An 18,503-nucleotide genomic window follows, 5' to 3' on the forward strand; every position below is an offset into this window, starting at 1 on the left:
AATTTTATTTCAAGATACTATGAATACTGACGAAAGGGAATTAAAAGGATTAAGTTTTAATGAGGCAACTGATTTAAGAAAAAAATTTGGAACTAATACTTATAATCATAAAAAAGAGGACCGGTTTTTAGTTTTTTTTAAAAGTATATTCGGAGAACCAATGGTTCTTTTATTACTAGTGGCTTCAGTAATTTATTTCATTAATAAACAATACAGTGATGCTGTATTTCTTTCAGCTTCAATCTTATTAATTGTTGCCATTTCACTGTATCAGGAAAAAAGAAGCCAGAATGCTCTGGCAAAGCTTCAGGAATTTACACAGCCTTTATGTAAAGTGATTAGAGAAGGGCAGCAGCAAAATATCAAAACACAGGATATTGTGGTGGGAGATTTTGTAATTGTCGAAGAAGGCGGTTTGGTTCCAGCTGACGGAATTATTTTGCGATCTAATGATTTTTCTGTAAATGAATCAATACTGACAGGTGAATCTATGGCTGTTTTTAAAGATTCGGAAAAGGAAGATAATAAGGTTTTTTCAGGAACCAATGTGGCCAGCGGTCTTGCAATAGTAAAAATAACAGAAATTGGAAACCAGACAAGACTGGGTAAAATAGGGAGCAGTTTGGAAGCTATTGCCGAAGAGAAAACACCATTGGAGCTTCAAATTGGAAATTTTGTAAAAAAAATGGTTTTTGCTGGGGCACTAGTTTTTATTTTGGTATGGAGTATTAATTATTCCAAAATAGGCAATGTTTTAGAAAGCCTTTTGATGGCACTAACTCTGGCTATGAGTATCTTGCCAGAAGAAATTCCGGTCGCTTTTACAACATTCATGGCATTAGGAGCCCGCAGACTTATGAAAATGGGTATTGTTGTAAAACAAATGAAAACGGTCGAAACCTTAGGCAGTGCCACAGTAATATGTACCGATAAGACTGGTACCATTACGCAGAATAAAATGGAACTTGCCAAGCTTTATCTGCCATCTGGTTCAGAAGTTAATGCTGATACTTTTACACAATTAAAGGAAACAGAAGAACTGGTTGCTACTGCCATGTGGGCAAGCGAACCCATTGCTTTTGATCCTATGGAAATAGCGCTTCACAACAGTTATAAAAAATTTACCAACAAGGATAGGAGAGCCGCTTTTAAAATGATTCATGAATATCCTTTATCAGGCAAACCGCCTATGATGACCCATATTTTTGAGGATGAATCAGCCAATCGAATTATTGCGGCAAAAGGAGCGCCAGAAGCCATATTAGAAGTGTGCCATCTTACAGCTGAAGAAAAAGAAAGGGTAACGGCTGCGATGAATAAACTAACCGAGAAAGGTTATAGAGTGCTTGGCGTTGCGGTAGGAAATTGGCACGGGAATAATTATCCGGAAACCCAACAGGAAATTCCATTTGCATTTAAAGGTTTAGTTGCTTTTTATGATCCTCCAAAAGAGAATATTAATGAGGTCTTGCAATCATTTTATAAAGCAGGCATAGCAGTAAAAATTATTACAGGAGACAATGCAAAAACCACTAATGCAATTGCACAGCAAATCGGTTTTAGAGGAGGGGATAAGACTATTACTGGGGATGAGCTTATGAGGATGAGCGATGCTGAACTTCAGAATAAGGTAATGGATATTAACATTTTTAGCAGAATGTTTCCCGATGCCAAACTGCGAATCGTAAACGCTCTGAAAGCAAACGGACAGATTGTTGCTATGACAGGAGACGGCGTAAATGACGGCCCTTCGCTCAAGGCGGCACATATAGGCATTGCAATGGGAAAAAAGGGAACTTCAATAGCAAAAGATGCCGCTTCGCTAATTCTGGCAGACGATGACCTTTCTAAAATGGTTGATGCTGTTGCTATGGGAAGAAAAATCTATACAAATCTAAAAAAGGCAATTCAGTATATTATTTCCATACATATTCCTATAATCCTGATTGTATTTTTGCCGCTTGCGCTGGGATGGATTTATCCCAATATATTCAGTCCGCTTCATGTAATTCTGCTGGAACTTATCATGGGGCCAACCTGCTCTATAATTTATGAAAATGAACCTGCAGAAGCAGATACGATGCAGAGAGGACCAAGGTCTCTTACAGCAACATTTTTTAATGCAAAAGAACTTGTTGTGAGTATTCTTCAGGGTATTGCTATAACTTTAGGTCTGCTGTTTATCTATCAATGGTGCATTCATAATCAGGGAGATGAAGACAGAACCCGAAGCATGGTTTTTCTCACGTTAATTACCGCTAACATTGTTCTCACTTTGGTCAATCGATCTTTTTATTATTCAATCTGGGTTACCCTGCTGTATAAAAACAAACTGGTTGCTATGATAATAAGTATTACAGTGCTTTTAACGATAGTATTATTTGCCGTACCTTTTCTTCGTTCTCTGTTTAGTTTTGAATTGATTACTTTCTACCAGCTGGTTCTATGTTTTTTAGTGGGTTCAGTATCTGTTTTATGGTTTGAGGGAATAAAATATCTTAGAAGGAATAAATAATGATTTCTAAATTTCTATTTCACTACCCATAAACGGAACAGTGCATTTAAATCCATATTTGTCCTGGATTTTAATTCTTAGTTCTTCTGCCGGAAGGTTTTCTCCGTGAACTAAATAAATGCATTTTGGATTGTTTTTAAGAGCAGAAAGCCAGTTTATCAAATCTTCCTGATCGCCATGTGCAGACAGCCCTTCAATTTGTACAATTTTAGCTTGTACTGGATAATATTTTCCATGAATTTTAATTTCATTAGCTCCATCAAGAAGCTTTCTTCCGCGAGTGCCTTCTGCCTGATAGCCCACAATTATGACAGTAGTTTTTTCAAGACCTATATATTTTTCAAAATAAGACAGCACTCGGCCGCCGGTAACCATACCGCTTGCTGCAATAATTACTTTTGGCTGAGGATCTTCAATAATGCGCATGGTCTGATCGAATTCAGAAACGATTCTGAACATTTTGAACATTTCATGGCAATCATTGACAGAGAGTTTATGCCACTGCATATTTTCCAGAAAAACATCAAGTACGCTGGCACCCATAGGAGTGTCAAGGATGTAAGGAATGTTAGGTATTCTTCCTTCTGTTTTAAGTTTCCATAAAAGATACATTATGGATTGCGCTCTCTCGACAGCAAATCCTGGAATAATTACGGTTCCGTTTTGTTCGATAGTACTATTGATATAGGTTTCCAGCTCTTTTTTCACGTCGAGGTCAGGATGCAGGCGATTGCCGTAAGTGCTTTCTAAAAAAATATAATCGGCCACTAAAGGTTTTGTTGGCGGAAACATTAATACGTCATCATCCCGCCCAATATCGCCTGAAAAGACTAAAGTTTTACCCTCAAGAGTCAGTGTAATGCTGCAGGCACCAATAATATGTCCCGCACTCGAAAAAACGGCATTAATATCATTTGCCACAACAATTGATAGATTGGGCTGTATTACTTTAAAAAAAGGGATAACATTTCCTGCCTGAATTACGGTATATAAAGGTTCTGCCTTTTCATGTTTAGAATAATGTTCTTTGTTGGCTTTATCAGCTTCTTCTTCCTGAATTTTAGCGCTGTCTAAAAGAACGAGCTGTGCTACTGCTTCGGTTGGACTGGTGCAGTAAATTTTTCCTGTAAATCCCTGAGCGACCAGTTTTGGTAGCCAGCCGCAATGATCCAGATGGCCATGCGTTAAAAGCACATAATCTATACTTGCGGGTAAAATTGGCAGCGGTTCCCAGTTGAGTTCCCTAAGTGCTTTAAGCCCCTGAAAGAGCCCGCAGTCAACCAATATTCTAACACCATTGCTTTCTATGAGTGTTTTGGAACCTGTTACAGTTCCAGAGCCTCCTATAAATTTAATTTTCATCTTATATAAGTTTACAAATTTGTGAAGCTTCTTTCAATACATTTCGAACCCGGTTTTCGCTAAGTCCAATTTTATGAAGACTATGAGAATCGTTAATAAGATCTTTTACAAGCAGCTGATCCAGAATTAGCAATTTTTCCTTTTCTACCATAGATAAGGTTGTGAGGCAGGTAATAGGATAGAGCCCTCCTTTATCAATTTTACTTTTGATGTTGTTATCTTTTGGATAGTCCCAACTTAAAAGGTTTATTCCGCTGCAGTTTGCGAAACTTTCCGCATCTTTAGTAAAGCGATTATTGGTTACTATTATACAGGAATTAATAGTTTCGCTATTAGAAAAAATAGTATGCGTTTTCACTTTAAGGTCATTAAAACGAGAAAGAATGTACATCGGAACTTTTACATCAGAAGAAGCTTCTCTGCTGCTGTGAAATTTACATTCAATCATCGAAATCAGATTCTCTTTTTTCAGCATTACATCTACTTCATGCGAGACACATTTTCCCTGCAGCGTTAAGTTGGTTCTGGTTTTAAAGCCTTCGGCAGCATATAATCGTGCAATAAATTTTTCAAAGAAAAAACCAGCCGGGCCAAGCATTTGTAAGGCAGAACGCAGATTATAACGCGCTGCATGACCATTCGAAGCTTTTTTTAGAATAGCAAAAGCCATTTTGTATATCTGTTTGGTCGTTATTCCCTCGTACATTTGACTCTGTATTTGAGCCAGCGATTCTTTAATGAGTTCAGGGGCAGCACCCGATTTTTGAAGAGAAAGCCTTAATTTTTCTATGTCGAAAGGAACAACATGCCCTGAGTGCTTAATTACTTTCATAAATTTTTAGTTGATCCCTATTACTTAAAAAGTATAGGATTGTTCAACCAAAATTATAGCAGATTATCTAGAGAAGGGATGATCAAAATCACTTAATAAAATGATTTTGATCATAATGAAAGATTAGTTTTTTATTTTGCTGAGTTTTTCCAAATTGAGTACATGAATGGTACTGGCTGTTTTCTCAATCAGTCCTTCTTCTTTAAAATCGCTTAAAGTGCGACTTACTGTTTCTGGAGAAGTTCCTGAAAATGCGGCAAGATCATCCCTGCTGAACTTGATGCTGGAACCATCCATGCCATGCTGTACTACTAAATGGACAATACCTTGGGCAATTCTCTTTCGCACTGACATATAGGCTATCTGCAAGAGGCGAACCTCTTTTTCTCTCATGTCATTGGCTAGAATTTTAATGAATTTTGCGCCTACATCCGGATAAATAAAAAGGAGTTTATCGAGCTGTTCAGTTGGCAGAAAGCTCAAAACGGTTTCTTCTAAAGCTATTGTGGTATCATTATAAGTGTCATTAGAAAATAAAATACTGATGTCGAGGTAATCATTCTCTTTAAATACGCCTGTAATGAGTTCACGCCCGTCTTCGGTTAATTTTACAGTTTTCACTTTGCCGCTTATAATGTAATAAATGCCCGTTACATTGTCCCCCTCATAATGAATATACTGGTTTTTTTTATAGTGCCTTGTACTTCTTTCCAGCATTATTTCCTTGAGTTTTACCAGTCCGTCCTCTTTAGAAATAAGAGTGTTGAGGTTTTCAGCCGTTTGTCCGTAAAACAGCTGCTGCAATTCTTGTTTTTTCAGCCTCGCTTCTATAGCCCGTAAAAGTTCCAAATCGTCAAAAGGTTTAGTGAGGTAATCATCTACTCCGAGTTCCATACCTTTACGAATATCGGCTCTCTCTGCTTTTGCGGTTAAAAATATTACAGGTGTGGTCTGTGTTTCTGGATTCTTTTGGAGAATGTGTAATACTCCATAGCCATCAAGCTCGGGCATCATGATATCACAGAGTACAATATCAGGTTTTATTTTTAGCGCTATTTCTACTCCGGCTTTTCCATTGTCGGATGCAAAAACTTCATATCCTGATAGTTCCAGTATTTCAACAACATTTTCCCTAATATTGTCATTGTCTTCGATAATAAGTATTTTAGTCATAAACGCGGCAGTTCAATAGTAAATAAAGTTCCTTTGTTAATTGCACTTTCAAAAGAAATGGTGCCATTCATCAGAGATACATATCGTGAAACAATGTGCAGTCCGAGACCGGTTCCCGGTAAATTTGCTGTATTATGAGCCCTAAAAAAAGCTTCAAATAAATGTTCATGATCTTCCTCAGGAATACCTATGCCATTGTCTTTTATGTTTATTGTTATTGTACTGGCATTAATTGAGGTAAAAAGCTCAATTTCAGTTTCTTCTCCCGAGTATTTAATAGCATTAGAAACAAGATTAATGATACAATTTTTGAGCAGGTTTTTATCTAATTTTACTAAAGTGACTTCTGTGTTGGGAATGGTTACGATTTTTTGCTTTTTTTTGGTGAGAAGCTTTAATTCACTTATAATTTCCTTTATAAAATCCTGAAGATCAAAACAGGATATCTGGAGTGTGATTTTATTAGATTCCGCTTTTTCAAGAAGCAGAAAATCATCCAGAATAGTCGTTAGGTTTGAAACAGCACTTTTAATTTTTCTTATGTGCGTTTCAATTTTTGGATTATTTAAATCTTCTGAATAGCGCTGAATCAAAGAAGTGGAAAGATGAATGGTGCTGAGCGGTGTCCTGAATTCATGGGAAGCCATTGATAATAGGCGGCTTTTAATTTTACCGAGTTCTTTTTCTTTTTCCAGTGTACTGCTGACCTCTTCCTTAGTCTGAGTTAATGCGGCAATTGTTTCATTTAGCGAATGGGTACGGTCTTTTACTAATTCCTCTAGATGCTGCGTGTACTGCATGAGTCTGTTTTCGGCTTCTTTTTGGTGGCTCATGTCATGAATAAAACCTGCAAAAATTCTTTCTCCTTCAAATTTCACTTCACTCACTCCAAGTCGGAAGGGGAAAATGTTGCCGTCTTTTTTTCGTCCAAGCACATCTCTGTCATGGCCAATAATATGAGGAATTCCGGAAGATTTATAACTTTCTATATATGAATCATGTTTTTCCCGGTCGGGAGAAGGCATCAAAAGTGAAATGTTTTTACCGATTACTTCTTCTGGATCATATAAAAAAAGCCGGCAAGCAGAAGGATTTATAGATTCTACAATTCCTTTTTCGTTAATTGTAATGATACCATCGATTGCATTCTCAATAATTGCCTTTAAAAGTGCTTGATTTTTCATGTTGCAATCGGTTTTTGGTCTAACAAATGTCGCAAAATGTTTTTGATAACCAATCTATTAGAGACTTAATTTTTGCTAAAGAAATATTGAGTTGTTTGTAAAATCATGTTTTAAGAGGTATAAGTATTTTTCTGTTCTGCAATATCATTTTTCAGAACGGAGTTTATAGTTTTAATGCCATTTAGCAAAGCATCGGCATTAAAGGAAATACTGTTGATTCCCGCCATGACCAAAAACTTTGCAAAGTCTGCTGAATCACTTGGCGCCTGCCCGCAAATTCCAATTTTTCTATTCATTTTGTTAGCCGTCTGAATCATTTGAAGAATAAGTTTTTGAGATGCTTTATTATCTTCATCAAAAAGGGCGGCGATTAATTCAGAGTCACGATCAATACCTAATGTGAGTTGCGTTAGATCATTTGAGCCGATAGAAAAACCATCAAAAATTTCCGCAAATTCTTCTGCCATTAAAACATTTGAGGGTATTTCTGCCATGACATATATTTCTAGTCCGTTTTCATGCTGTTTTAAACCGTGCTCTGCCATAATAGCAATGACTTTTTTCCCTTCTTCAGGAGTACGGCAAAAAGGGATCATGAGTTTTACATTGGTAAGACCCATATCATCTCGAACTGCTTTCATAGCCTGACATTCAAGCTTAAATCCTTCGCGATATTTTTCATGATAATAACGTGAAGCGCCCCTAAAACCAAGCATTGGATTTTCTTCCTGAGGTTCAAAAAATGTGCCTCCAAGAAGACCTGAATATTCATTGCTTTTAAAATCGCTCATTCTCACAATAACTTCTTTAGGATAAAAAGCGGCGGCTATTGTTGCCACACCCTGCGATAGTTTTTCGATGAGGTAATCAGCTTTGGTGTCATAATTTTCCGTGAGTTTGTTAATTGCTGTGCTTTGAACCGAATCAACTACTTTATCGGGATGGATCAGCGCCATTGGATGTATCTTTGCATAATGTGTTATAATAAATTCAATACGAAGCAGTCCCACACCATCATTAGGATAAAAAGAAAGTTCAAAAGCTTTATCGGGCTCAGAAGCAATAAGCTGGACTTTTGGTTTTCTAGGCAGTGTAATTTCTTCAAGCGCTGTGGTTGTTTGTAAGTATTTCAATTTATCTTTATATACATATCCCGTTTTTCCCTCAGCACAGCTTATTGTGATTGCATCGCCATCTTTTATTAACTCAGTGGCATTCTCAGTTCCTACTATAGCAGGAGTTCCAAGTTCACGGGCCACTATCGAAGCATGACTTGTTCTTCCTCCTTTATTAGTCACAATTCCGGCTACTTTTTTAAGGATAGGGTCCCAATCTGGGCTAGTGAAATTAGTAATGAGAATATCTCCTTCTTGTAGTGCTGAAGCATCTTTAGGTGAATGCAATATTCTAGCAATGCCACTGGCAATAGCATTTCCTATAGCTTCACCGGTTATGATTTCTTCTCCTTTTTTTTCTAATTTATAAGAAGTTATACATAAAGGATTGATCAGGGAATGTACAGTTTCGGGTCTGGCCTGAATGATGTAAAGCTCCCCATTCATACCGTCTTTTGCCCACTCAAAATCCATTGGTTTGTTATAATGATTTTCTATAATAAGCGCCCATCTGGCCAATTTTTCAATTTCTGAATCCTGAAGGACAAATTTATTGCACCATTTTCTCGGAGTTACTTTTAGAATAGTTGAATTGACACCGGCTGAATTTTCATTGTAAATAAGCATTTTTGTTTTTGTGCCAAGATTTTTTTGCAGAATGGCTTTTTTATTGTTTTTAAGAGAAGTTTTAAATACAAGAAATTCATCTGGAGTTACAGTTCCCTGAACAATGGTTTCGCCCAAACCCCAAGTACCTGCAATATGAATCAAATCACGAAATCCTGACTCGGGTTCAAGCGTAAAACCTATTCCGGAACAGGCCAGATCTGAGCGAACCATCTGCTGGATTCCTACTGAAAGGAATACTTTATCATGATCAAAACCTTTATCTAATCTGTATTTGATTGCTCGGTCTGTATAAAGAGAGGCAAAACAGCATTTAACGGCATATATAAGCGGCATAGTTCCTTTTATATTTAAAAACGAATCGTGCTGCCCTGCAAAACTAGCATTATCCAAATCTTCTGCTGTGGCGCTGCTTCTTACGGCGACGTTCATTTCATTATCTTTAGATAAGTCTGTATAAGCAGATGAAATTGCAGTTTGAAGATCCAGCGGGAATTTTGCATCCAGCATTAGCTTTCGGGCTTTTGAACCGATTTCGCTTAAGTTCATAAAGTCTTTCTTGTCCAGAAGTTTCATCAGTTCATCTAAAGGAGCATTTAAACTATTATAATTTATAAAGTCTTTATGAGCAGTTGTGGTAATGGCAAAACCATTTGGGACTCTAATTCCCTGCGGAATAAGATTGTTATACATTTCGCCCAAAGAAGCATTTTTGCCGCCTACTTTACTACTATCATTAATCCCGATCTGATTAAATTTTAAAATATACTTTTCCATTTTCATTGCTTTTAAAATCTCGTATTTATGGCTTTAAATTCTCTAATAAAGATAAGCTGATGCATAATTATTAGAAATGATGGCAGTCATTTAATACGTTTTTTTAGAGTTTTAAAGACTTTCTAATATGTGATGCAGATCATTTTACGGCACTAAATAATAAATGACATTTGTGTACAGGATTAGATAAGACAAAGATTTCTAATTCTTAAAAAAAAGGTTTTAGAATTTTTATAATTGAAAAACTGCAACATGAAAACAAAAAAATCACAGGAGAATAATATATCCGTTTTTGAAAAACTTAGAAAAACAGATAAAAGCGGTCATGAATTTTGGAGTGCTAAAGAACTTGCTAAACTGCTGGATTATCCTAAATACAGTTTATTTTTGAAGGTAATAGATAAGGCAAAAGCAGGTTGTATTAATGCTGGCCAGGAAACAGGTCTACATTTTAAAGATGTCGGTCCTATAAAATCAGTGGGTGATGATTTACAAAGAAACAATGGCGATATAAAACTATCGCGTTATGGCTGTTATCTTGCAATTCAAAACGGAGATCCAAATTTGAAACCCGTTGCTTTGGGACAAGCCTATTTTGCAACGCAGACTCGTTTACGCGAACTGAGCCAGCAGAAGCATAAAAATTTAAAAATAGTAAAAGAGAGAAGGCTTTTTCTTCGAGAAGAACTGGCTAAAAGAAATCTTCAGCTTGCAGGAGCAGCGCAAAAAGCAGGCATAACGAAACCTGCAGATTATGCCTTTTTTCAGAATCATGGCTATAGAGGACTTTACGGAGGATTAGATGTAAAAGCGATCCGTGAGATCAAAAACCTAGACGCAAATGAAAATATTCTGGATTATATGGATAGTGATGAATTAGCGGCCAATTTATTTCGTGTTACACAAACTACAGAGAAGCTCAAAAATGATAATGTTCATGATATTGTTGATGCCAATAGTGTTCATTTTACCGTGGGATTAAAAGTTCGTAAAGCACTAGAAGATGCTGGAAATACTCTTCCGGAGAATATGCCGGCAGTTGAGGATATTTCTTTGGCAGAGAAAAAAGATAAAGAATTGAAATCCAGAAAAAGTAGCAAAACAAGAACTATTCACTAGATGAAGAGAGTAAAATTTTAATCATTTAAAAATTATAGTTTTGAGTACAACAGAATTTTTATTTCGATTAATAGCGGCCTTAATTGCCGGATTAATTATTGGTTTTGAAAGGCAATGGCATCATAAAGAAACTGGGCTTACTACAAATATGCTTGTAGCAACTGGAGCTGCCGCTTTTGTATTATTGTCCATAAAAGTTTCAGCCGTAAATTCAAATATTGATGTTACGCGAATTACTGCCCAGATTGTTATGGGAGTTGGCTTTCTGGGAGCCGGAGTTATTTTTAGAGAAGGACCAAATGTACATGGTTTAAACTCGGCCGCTACGCTATGGTGCAGTGCTGCAATTGGCTGTATTGCAGCTTCGGGATATTTTATTGAAGCATTGGTGTGTACACTTTTAGTTGCGATAGTGAATACCGTTCTTGAACCAGTAGATCAATGGCTGCGAAATAGAAAATAATTATAGAGACAAATTTCTATTTTATACTAATGAGAATAGTTAATCAGTTTTGAATAATAATCGAAGGAATTAATTAAGTAATTTATATGAAAACAAAATTCTACATAATAACCTTCATTGGTCTACTATTTTATTGCTGTCAGCAAAAGGACTCGATTGATTCAAACGAAAATATTGATTTAGATTCAGTTGAAATCTCTGGCATCGATAATGAAATGCTTAGAGAATGGTTTTCCTTAAACAGACATTCAGATAGTATTGTGGCTTCTGCACGGCTTATTATAAAAGAGAGGAGAGACGAGGTTGAATTTCATCCACAGGATGAGCGCGAATACATCACTACCTGTATTAATGAAGCTCAGCAGCATCTTGACGAATTGAAAAGAAAGGTGAAATACATCAGAGAATTTGCTGTTCAAATTAAAAAATATGATCCCGAGGTACAGTACAAGATTGATTCGCTAAAAGAAGATTACATTCAGGAGGAACTAAAGCTTAATGAGTCACTAAGCCACTTGTATTAGTTTAAAATTAAATATACTGTCGATTAAATGATTAAAAAACAGTATGTTATTTCTATCTTTATAAGATGTTAAACGACTAAAAATAATTTTGAAATGAAAAATATACTATTGACATTCATGTTATTAATTGCATTAGCAAGTTGTAAAAAAGAGGCTAAAGATTCTGCAGATGCCATTTTTTATGGCGGAGATATCATAACTATGGAAGGCAGCCAGCCACAGTACATAGAAGCGGTTGGGGTAAAAAACGGGAAAATTATTTTTGCGGGCTCAATAGCTGAAGCTAAAAATTTTAAAGGGAGTAAAACGGAAATGAAAGATCTAAAAGGCAAGACAATGCTTCCGGGATTCATAGATGCACATGGCCATGTTTGGAATGCCGGATTTCAGGCAGTAGCAGCTAATCTGCTTCCAGCTCCTGATGGCACGGGTAATGATATTGCAAGTATTATTTCATTGCTTAATAAATGGAAAGCGTCTAACAAGAATGCTATCGGAAAATACGGCTGGATAGTGGGTTTTGGATATGATGACGCACAATTGAAAGAAAAGCTTCCTCCAACTGCAGATGATCTAGATAAAGTATCTTCAACAATCCCTGTTATTATTATACACCAGTCCGGGCATTTAGCCGTAATGAATCATAAAGCTTTGGAAATGTCGGGTTACAATGCCGCATCAAAAAATCCTGCAGGCGGCGTGATTAGAAGGAAAAACGGATCTAACGAACCAAATGGAGTAGTGGAAGAGATGGCTATGTTTGCACCGCTTTTTAAAATGATGGGAACACTCGACGAGGAGGCTAATGAAAAAATTGCAGAAGCAGGTCTAAAATCTTATGTAAGATTTGGCTTTACAACTGCACAGGAAGGAAGAGCGACAAGTGATGTCTGCAATACATGGCTAAAACTTGCTGCTAAAAACAAACTCACTATTGATGTTGCTGCTTATCCTGACATACAGAGCCAAATGGCTTATATGAAGAAAAATGGCATTCAAAAAGAGTATAAGAATCATTTTAGGATTGCGGGGGTAAAACTCTCACTTGATGGTTCTCCGCAGGGTAAAACGGCATGGCTGACAAAACCCTACATTATTCCGCCTCCAGGCCAGCCTAAAACTTATGCCGGCTATCCTGCATTTCCAAAAGAGAGCGATGCCATTGCCCTTGTAGATTCTGCATATGCAAATAACTGGCAGATTTTAGCCCACTGTAATGGAGATGCGGCTATTGATGAGTATATAGCAGCCGTAAAGCATGCCACCCAACTATATGGAAAAAAAGACAGGCGTACCGTTGCTATACATGCACAAACAGCACGCTTAGACCAGTTAGATGCAATGAAATCCTTAGGAATTATGCCTTCTTTTTTTGGAATGCATACCTATTATTGGGGAGACTGGCATAGGGATGAAACATTAGGGAAAGAACGAGCTTACCGTATTTCGCCTGCTGAAACAGCTCTTAAAAAGGGAATGATTTTTACCCAGCATCATGATGCGCCTGTCGCGCTTCCTAATAGCATTATGATTTTGTATTCTGTGGTGAACAGAATCAGCAGAAGCGGGGATGTAATTGGGCCTGAAGAAAGAATCAGCGCTTATGACGCTTTAAGGTCCATAACGATTTGGGCAGCCTATCAATATTTTGAAGAAAATAATAAAGGATCCCTAAAGAAAGGAAAATTGGCTGACTTGGTAATCCTTGATAAAAATCCTTTAAAGATAGATCCTTTGAAAATCAAAGACATTCAAGTGGTTGAAACGATTAAAGAAGGAAAAACTGTATTTAGGAATGCTGCTTTTAATTAAAATTAATTATTTGCCGATTGCTGATGGTTTTTTGCCAATTCTGGGGCTTTGCTGTCTGCACTGGTAAATTCTGTTAATTTCAGATGTTTATACTGCCACGATCCAATGAAGGTTTTTTAAATTTACAAAATTGCTTGAATCACAGATGAAAAAGAGGAAGAGCAGATTTGCAATCAGTTCGAGAATGGATGAGACTTATGTAAAAATTAAAGGTATTTGGTGTTATTTATATTGTGCTGTTGATAAATTGGGTATAGAGGGGACTTTCTTTTGACCAGAAGAGGACAGGGAAAGAGCGTCCAGTCGTTTCTAATTAAAGCAATAGACAATAACAGTCGGCTAACGGTAATAAATGTAAGCAAAAGCGGTTGGAGCACCAGTGCAATAAGAGTTTACAGCAAACTTTCTTTTTCCAATATAAAAATTCGGCAATGTAAATATCTAAACAATATTATCCAGCAGGATCATCATTTTATAAAAATGGAGAATACAAAATGCTGCAGTTTTTAAAAGTTCTGAATCGGCCAGGCGAACGTTAAGCGGTATTGAGGTTGTACATGCTAAGAAAGAATCATATGGTTAGGTCAAGAATATCTATGTTTAAATCATTCTGTAAATAGGCGCGCTAACTTTTAAATTACTTAAATTCTTATATTTGATTTTGGCAGATGTGAAAACCAAAGGTCAAAATATTTGTTTTTCTATATAGTTTCAGTTTTTTGCTTTAAAGGAAGGGTAATCGTAAACTCTGCACCGTTGTCTTTTTCCCCTGCAGCAGTGATTTTGCCATGATGCCTTTCCGCAATTTTTCTGCATAGGGCAAGGCCTAGACCATTTCCCTCGTACTCATTTTTTGAATGCAGTCTTTCAAATGCTGTAAAGATCTTTTCCGCAAACTTAGGGTCAATTCCAATACCATTATCCTTTATTTTTATCTGTACGCAATCTTGGCCGTCAATAACAATGGTGGAGCTTGTTATAACAACTCTTGGTGGCTGGTCAGCTTTGGAAAATTTTAAGGCATTTTGTATCAGGTTATAGAACAGCTGGTTAATTAAAATCGGCGCGCCTTGAATTTGCGGAAGATCACAGGTAACTAAAATAGCATCTTTCTCTTTTATGATTAGTTCCAAATCTATTTTTATATCTTCAATAACCTCATTGAGATTGATTGTTTCGATGACCTGTAAAGTTTTATCCAAAGTGGAATAGGTTAGAATCCCCTCGATGATATTTTCCATTCTCTGGGCAGACTGGCTTACCTTATGAAGGTATTTTTTAGATTTATCATTAATATTGTCTTCAATGTCATTTCGTAAAAGGGTATTGAAAATTTTAATTTTTCGCAGCGGTTCTCGAAGATCGTGGCTCACGACGCTGGCAAAATGCATCAGATCACTATTAGAGCGCGTGAGCTCATTTGTGCGGTTTGCGACCTGCTTTTTTAGTTCGTCCTGAAATTCCTTATGCTCGTGTATATCCTGAACAATTCCAATAATGGTCTTTGCAAGCCCGTCTTTGTCCTTGATAATCTTTCCATTGATTTTAGTCCAGCGATAAGAGCCGTCATCATTTAAAATACGCGCCTCATAGCATATTTTCCCGCTAATTACAGCTTCCTTATGCGCTTTTTCGCGCGTTTGAAGGTCTTCTGGATGAAGTTTTGCAATTAAATCGTCATTTGTTGTTTCGCTTCCAATGGAACAGATCGCATTGAAATTGCCCGAAGTTTTGATTTTTTTTGTCTCAAGGTCGATCTCGTAGCTTCCTATACCGGAACTTTCTATTGCTATGGTTAATCTTTCGTTCGATTTCAGGACTTCTTCTTTTGCGCGCTGCAAATCTGTAATATCAGCACCGGTGTTCAGCACGCCATACACTTTTCCATCCTGATCAAAGAGCGGGATAAAACTATAATTGAAATAATGTTCCTTGATAATTCCGTCTATTACCAAATCTACTTTTTTGGCTACAGCATGAAAGGCTGTTCCGCTTTTAAGAACGCCAAGGGCCTCATCCAAAATCTGCTGCTTTTCAATTTCAGGAACAACACTCAGATAGGTTTTACCAAGTACGTCATTTCCTTTTCCCCATGTTTTGATCATGGCATTATTAGCTAATGTAATTTCTAAATTATCTCCCACATAGACCCCGACAGGCAAGGGAATAGCGTCAATTATATTTTGTAGAAGCCTTGGATCTCGGTACATAGCGTTAGGTTTTTCTGGTGTATTTGCATTAGCGAAGCTATTGGTTTTTAAAATTTTACTGTTACATGAACTCTACATTGTGTATCATAATTCCAATAATTTCCAGCTGATTATTTCTGCTTTGTTGGAAATGGTCCGCTGCTCTTTACACTTAAAGCGTCTAATTGCTCTGCTTCGTTTCTGCAGCTGCTTTTTCTTACAGTTTTACACTCTTTGACACTAAGGTAAAGCTAGCCGGCTTTCAATCCTTTCTTCATTAAGGCTTTTGCATAGGCTTCTTGAATGCAAACTGATATGCGATGGCCTCAATAGGACTCTGCCTTCCCATCCCATCTCAATTATGCGATTCAAGTCAGGATCAGCAAACTGCCGTTTTAATTTTTTCAGACTTGCATTTTGTTCGGAATTTCCAGTCGGGAATTAAGGAGAGCATCACTAAATTAAACAAAATAATTTTTATTTTGTTTAATATTTGTTTAAAATGGTTAAACAATTAGTATCTTTAACATACAAAAATCGCTTTCTGTGAAAACGCAGTTTAGCTTTTTGACAATTAACAGATAATACCTTATTTTTTTTTTAAAGCATAATAGAGACAGTCAGACCGGTTTTTTAATTTTAATCTTTAAAAAATGAAAACTATTGTAATTGTTGGCGGCAGTAAAGGAATTGGGAATGCTGTCTTACTGCAGAATCTTGAAAACTGCCGGGTTGTCAATATTAGCAGAACAGCTCCGGATATTGCCCATCCGAATTTAATTCATTTTTCAGCCGATGTGCTTCGGGATGTTTTGCCTGAATTTGAAAATATTGACGCCCTGGTTTATTGTCCGGGATCCATAAGCCTCAAACCCATTCTAGGCTTAAGCCTGGATGATTTCAGGAATGATTTTGAAATTAACGTGATGGGCGCCGTCAGGGCAATCCAGCATTATTTGCCCGCATTGAAGAAAGGAAAGAACCCTTCGATTGTTTTGTTCAGCAGCGTCGCGGCAAAACTCGGAATGCCTTTCCATGCCAGTATTTCGGCCTGCAAAGCAGCAGTGGAGGGACTTGTCAAATCACTCGGTGCCGAACTTGCCCCATTAATACGCATCAATGCTATTGCCCCCACTATTACAGAGACTTCTTTGTCGGCATCCATTTTAAGAAACGATCGTATGAAAGAAAATATGATCGAGAGACACCCTTTAAAAAATTACCTAAAACCCCAAGAGGTTGCCCGTATGGCAGGATATCTTATCTCTGAAGACGCAGCCTCCATTTCAGGCCAGGTTTTCGCCATGGATTATGGTTTGGTAAGCTTTAAAATATAAAACAGTTCGAAGATGAAAATTCTACTAACAGGCGCAACAGGTTATATTGGTAAGAGGCTGCTGCCCTTGCTACTGGATCATAGAAATGAGGTGATTTGCTGCGTCCGGGATAAAAACAGGTTTTATTTTCCTGAAGAGTTTGAAAATAAAATACAGGTTATAGAAGTTGATTTTTTGGATCCGGAAAGCCTGAGGAATATACCCCATGATATAGATGCGGCCTACTACCTGATCCATTCGATGTCCGGAGCTTCCAATTATGATCAGCTGGAAAGCATTTCAGCAAAATATTTCATTGAAAAAATAAACCAGACAAATGCAAAACAGATTATTTATCTCAGCGGAATTGTAAATGATAAATCACTATCCAGACATTTGTCATCAAGAAAGGCGGTAGAAGAAATTTTAAAAACCGCAGTAGTGCCCTTAACGGTGCTTCGTGCCGGAATAATAGTAGGATCGGGAAGCGCTTCTTTTGAAATAATACGCGATCTGGTGGATAAACTGCCAATTATGATTACTCCAAAATGGCTCAATACCAAATGCCAACCGATTGCTATAAGCGATGTTTTAGAATTTTTAATCCGCTCGCTGTTAAACCCGGCAGTTTATAGTGAAAGTTTTGATATCGGGGGACCTGATATATTGACCTACAAGGAAATGCTGCTGGAGTTTGCAAAAGCAAAAAAACTGCAGAGATACATTTACACCGTACCGGTGATGACCCCGAAATTATCGTCCTACTGGCTGTATTTTGTGACTTCAACTTCCTTCAAGCTGGCCTCGGCATTGGTCAGCAGCATGAAAGTGGAAGTCATCTGCCGAGATAATAGGATTAATAGTGTGCTGGGAATCACACCCATATCTTATCGGCAGGCATTAGAAAGGGCTTTGAAAAAGATTAGTAATGATGATATCATTTCAAGTTGGAAAGATTCCCGCGTAAGCGGACAGTTCAAGGGCAATGTTTCCCAATATCTGAAGATCCCAAAAAAAGGCTGTTATATAGATAGAAGAAAAAGAACAATCATAAACAGGGAATATACAATTGCACGAATCTGGTCTATAGGCGGAGAGACAGGATGGTATTATGCCGATTGGCTTTGGGATCTGCGCGGGTTTATCGATAAGATTTTTGGAGGTGTCGGCACCAGAAGGGGAAGGACACATAAAACGCAGATACATGCAGGTGATGCACTGGACTTCTGGAGGGTGGTATACGCCGATAAGAAGCAGGGCAAACTGGTTTTGTATGCCGAGATGAAACTTCCGGGCGAAGCCTGGCTGGAGTTTAAGATAATCAACAATACCTTATATCAGGCGGCCACTTTTAAACCCTGCGGTCTTATGGGCAGGCTGTACTGGTATGCTGTTCTGCCATTCCATGGCTTTATATTTGAGGGCATGCTTAAAAAATTAGTTTAGGGATTTGGATAGCATTGGCTGGCTTGACACTACTTTACATATAACGCTA

15 protein-coding genes are annotated in these 18,503 nt (G+C 37.4%); 9 read left to right on the forward strand and 6 right to left on the reverse strand.

Features of this window, described 5'->3' with window-relative positions:
- The first annotated feature begins 19 nt into the window (after positions 1-19).
- Positions 20-2,515 carry a cation-translocating P-type ATPase gene (locus M0M44_RS16790; protein ID WP_248726712.1) on the forward strand — a complete coding sequence of 832 codons (2,496 nt, stop codon included), beginning with the start codon at positions 20-22 and terminating at the stop codon, positions 2,513-2,515.
- Positions 2,516-2,521: 6 nt separating this feature from the next.
- Here M0M44_RS16790 and M0M44_RS16795 read toward each other — a convergent pair whose 3' ends face one another.
- The 5 genes from M0M44_RS16795 to ppsA all read right to left on the reverse strand — a co-directional run bounded on the left by M0M44_RS16795 (position 2,522) and on the right by ppsA (position 9,585).
- Positions 2,522-3,877 (reverse strand): MBL fold metallo-hydrolase RNA specificity domain-containing protein, encoded by a 1,356-nt coding sequence (locus tag M0M44_RS16795; RefSeq protein ID WP_248726713.1) that lies wholly within the window; start codon positions 3,875-3,877, stop codon positions 2,522-2,524.
- 1 nt (position 3,878) lies between these two features.
- Positions 3,879-4,709 carry an ATP cone domain-containing protein gene (locus tag M0M44_RS16800; RefSeq protein ID WP_248726714.1) on the reverse strand — a complete coding sequence of 277 codons (831 nt, stop codon included), beginning with the start codon at positions 4,707-4,709 and terminating at the stop codon, positions 3,879-3,881.
- Positions 4,710-4,832: 123 nt separating this feature from the next.
- Complete coding sequence (locus tag M0M44_RS16805; RefSeq protein ID WP_248726715.1) at positions 4,833-5,882, reverse strand: response regulator; 1,050 nt, start codon at positions 5,880-5,882, stop codon at positions 4,833-4,835.
- Complete coding sequence (locus M0M44_RS16810; protein ID WP_248726716.1) at positions 5,879-7,066, reverse strand: PAS domain-containing sensor histidine kinase; 1,188 nt, start codon at positions 7,064-7,066, stop codon at positions 5,879-5,881. The genes M0M44_RS16805 and M0M44_RS16810 overlap by 4 nt, the downstream gene beginning before the upstream one ends.
- Before the next feature lie 110 nt (positions 7,067-7,176).
- Positions 7,177-9,585, reverse strand: coding sequence for a phosphoenolpyruvate synthase (gene ppsA / locus M0M44_RS16815; RefSeq protein ID WP_248726717.1), 2,409 nt, complete (start codon positions 9,583-9,585; stop codon positions 7,177-7,179).
- Between the two features lie 252 nt (positions 9,586-9,837).
- Here ppsA and dinD point away from each other — a divergent pair, with 252 nt between their 5' ends.
- The 6 genes from dinD to M0M44_RS23935 all read left to right on the forward strand — a co-directional run bounded on the left by dinD (position 9,838) and on the right by M0M44_RS23935 (position 14,013).
- Positions 9,838-10,704: a DNA damage-inducible protein D gene (dinD, locus tag M0M44_RS16820; RefSeq protein ID WP_248726718.1), complete on the forward strand. Its 867-nt coding sequence runs from the start codon at positions 9,838-9,840 to the stop codon at positions 10,702-10,704.
- A 40-nt stretch (positions 10,705-10,744) separates the two neighbouring features.
- Complete coding sequence (locus M0M44_RS16825; protein ID WP_248726719.1) at positions 10,745-11,167, forward strand: MgtC/SapB family protein; 423 nt, start codon at positions 10,745-10,747, stop codon at positions 11,165-11,167.
- Between the two features lie 86 nt (positions 11,168-11,253).
- Entirely contained in the window at positions 11,254-11,691 is a 438-nt protein-coding gene (locus M0M44_RS16830) for a hypothetical protein (protein WP_248726720.1), read from the forward strand.
- Between the two features lie 93 nt (positions 11,692-11,784).
- Complete coding sequence (locus tag M0M44_RS16835; RefSeq protein ID WP_248726721.1) at positions 11,785-13,503, forward strand: amidohydrolase; 1,719 nt, start codon at positions 11,785-11,787, stop codon at positions 13,501-13,503.
- Positions 13,504-13,687: 184 nt separating this feature from the next.
- The gene (locus M0M44_RS23930) at positions 13,688-13,777 is read left to right on the forward strand and encodes a DDE-type integrase/transposase/recombinase (RefSeq protein ID WP_420842786.1); all 90 of its coding nucleotides are present in this window, start codon (positions 13,688-13,690) and stop codon (positions 13,775-13,777) included.
- Positions 13,774-14,013, forward strand: coding sequence for a hypothetical protein (locus tag M0M44_RS23935; protein WP_420842741.1), 240 nt, complete (start codon positions 13,774-13,776; stop codon positions 14,011-14,013). Before M0M44_RS23930 ends, M0M44_RS23935 begins: the two co-directional genes overlap by 4 nt.
- Positions 14,014-14,204: 191 nt before the next feature.
- On the opposite strand, the gene M0M44_RS16840 is transcribed toward M0M44_RS23935, so the two are convergent.
- Positions 14,205-15,713, reverse strand: coding sequence for a sensor histidine kinase (locus M0M44_RS16840; RefSeq protein WP_248726722.1), 1,509 nt, complete (start codon positions 15,711-15,713; stop codon positions 14,205-14,207).
- Positions 15,714-16,345: 632 nt separating this feature from the next.
- On the opposite strand from M0M44_RS16840, the gene M0M44_RS16845 reads away from it, so the two are divergent.
- On the forward strand, positions 16,346-17,029 hold the full coding sequence (locus M0M44_RS16845; RefSeq protein ID WP_248726723.1) for an SDR family NAD(P)-dependent oxidoreductase: 684 nt from the start codon (positions 16,346-16,348) through the stop codon (positions 17,027-17,029).
- A gap of 12 nt (positions 17,030-17,041) precedes the next feature.
- The gene (locus M0M44_RS16850; RefSeq protein ID WP_248726724.1) at positions 17,042-18,454 is read left to right on the forward strand and encodes an SDR family oxidoreductase; all 1,413 of its coding nucleotides are present in this window, start codon (positions 17,042-17,044) and stop codon (positions 18,452-18,454) included.
- The last annotated feature ends 49 nt before the right edge of the window (positions 18,455-18,503 follow it).

This window comes from Flavobacterium humidisoli, from assembly GCF_023272795.1.
Lineage (GTDB): Bacteria > Bacteroidota > Bacteroidia > Flavobacteriales > Flavobacteriaceae > Flavobacterium > Flavobacterium humidisoli.